4 protein-coding genes are annotated in these 1,300 nt (G+C 69.2%); all 4 read right to left on the bottom strand.

What is annotated here, in order from left to right; genetic code table 11:
* A partial coding sequence (locus tag GJV64_RS14580; RefSeq protein ID WP_205599656.1) for a hypothetical protein occupies positions 1-197 on the bottom strand: 197 nt, incomplete at its 3' end.
* Entirely contained in the window at positions 194-484 is a 291-nt protein-coding gene (locus tag GJV64_RS14575; RefSeq protein WP_164158206.1) for a flagellar biosynthetic protein FliQ, read from the bottom strand. The genes GJV64_RS14575 and GJV64_RS14580, both read right to left, overlap by 4 nt.
* Positions 484-1,134, bottom strand: a complete 651-nt coding sequence (fliP, locus tag GJV64_RS14570; RefSeq protein ID WP_164158204.1) for a flagellar type III secretion system pore protein FliP — start codon at positions 1,132-1,134, stop codon at positions 484-486. Before fliP ends, GJV64_RS14575 begins: the two co-directional genes overlap by 1 nt.
* On the bottom strand, positions 1,134-1,253 hold the full coding sequence (locus GJV64_RS15770) for a flagellar biosynthetic protein FliO (protein WP_408015007.1): 120 nt from the start codon (positions 1,251-1,253) through the stop codon (positions 1,134-1,136). The genes fliP and GJV64_RS15770 overlap by 1 nt, the downstream gene beginning before the upstream one ends.
* Positions 1,254-1,300: the final 47 nt, after the last annotated feature.

The raw sequence follows: 1,300 nt of genomic DNA, 5'->3' as shown, positions 1-1,300 counted from the left end.
GGCGCGAGCTCAGGCGCGCCGGGGCGGAAACCGCCGAACAGCGCCATCGCCGCCACCAGGGCAAACTTGGCCCGCCACGGCAGCGCCGCGCCAGCGACGCCGGGCATCAGCAGCACCATGGCCAGCGGCCGCACGGCCGCCAGCGTGAACTGCACGAACCAGGGCACCGCATCAAAGGCCGGCAGCGCGAAATTCAATGGATCGCCCCCACCATGGCGATGAGGCCGCTTTCCAGATAATCGCCCAGCCCCAGCATCAGGCCTTCGCCCGCTATGGCGATCATCAGCACCAGCACGGCCAGCTTGGGCAGGAAGGAGAGGCTGCTCTCCTGCACCGAAAAGATCGTCTGGATGAGGCCCACCAGCACCGCCACCACCAGCATCGGCACCAGGAAGGTGGCCGCGCCACCGGCAAACAGCAGCACCGCCTCGCGCGCCAGGGCGCCCAGCATCACCTCGTCGGGCGCTACGGTGAGCCCGGTCATCAGCCGAAACTCCGGGCGAGCGAGCCCAGCACCAGCGTCCAGCCATCCACCGCCACGAAGAGCGCGATCTTGACCGGGAGCGACACGGTGGCGGGCGACACCATCATCATCCCCATCGCCATCAGGATGGAGGCAACTATGAGATCGATGATCAGGAACGGCAGATAGACGACGATGCCAATCTCCAGCGCGGTCTTCAGTTCGGACGCCACGAACGCCGGCAGCACCACGGCCAGCGGCACATCAACAGGCCGGGCATAAGGCCCGCCGCCGGCAATTTCGGCAAAGCGGGTGAGGTCTCGGCTGCGAGTCTGCGCCAGCATGAAGCCCTTCAGCTCCGTGCCGGCGCGGGCGAGCGCCTGTTCGGCCGGCAGGCTGCCGGCCACCATCGGTGTCCAGGCCTGGGCGTGGATGCGATCAAGCTGGGGGCGCATCACGAAGATGGTGAGCAGCAGCGCGGTGCCGACAAGAATCTGGTTGGGCGGGCTCTGCCCCAGCCCCAGCGCCTGGCGCAGGATGGCCAGCACGATCGCGATGCGGGTGAAGGCCGTCATCATCAACAGCGCCGCCGGCAGCAGCGTCAGCGCCGACATCAGCAGCAGGATCTGCAGGCTGGTGGCCAGCGGCGGCAAGGCGAGCGTCTCGTTCATCAGGCCTCCGCTTCGGCCAGTGTGGCAAGGCCGGCGCGCGACTGGCCAACCAGCAGGCGCCGGCCGCCGAACTCCACCACCAGCAGCCGCGCGCCGGGGCCCAGCGGCAGCGCCTGCACCACCTGGGCATGGCGCTGCGGCAGCTTCAGGCCGGCCGGCAGGGCCA

The sequence above is a fragment of the Sandarakinorhabdus rubra genome (assembly GCF_010994245.1).
Lineage (GTDB): Bacteria > Pseudomonadota > Alphaproteobacteria > Sphingomonadales > Sphingomonadaceae > Sandarakinorhabdus > Sandarakinorhabdus rubra.
Note: the sequence above shows the minus strand (reverse complement) of the source record. Positions and strands in the feature narration are given on the sequence as shown.

Excerpts from the sequence above, each read along its gene's own strand:
- GJV64_RS14575 (WP_164158206.1), bottom strand. The coding sequence starts at position 484 with ATGACCGGGCTCACCGTAGCGCCCGACGAGGTGATGCTGGGCGCCCTG.
- fliP (WP_164158204.1), bottom strand. The coding sequence starts at position 1,134 with ATGAACGAGACGCTCGCCTTGCCGCCGCTGGCCACCAGCCTGCAGATC.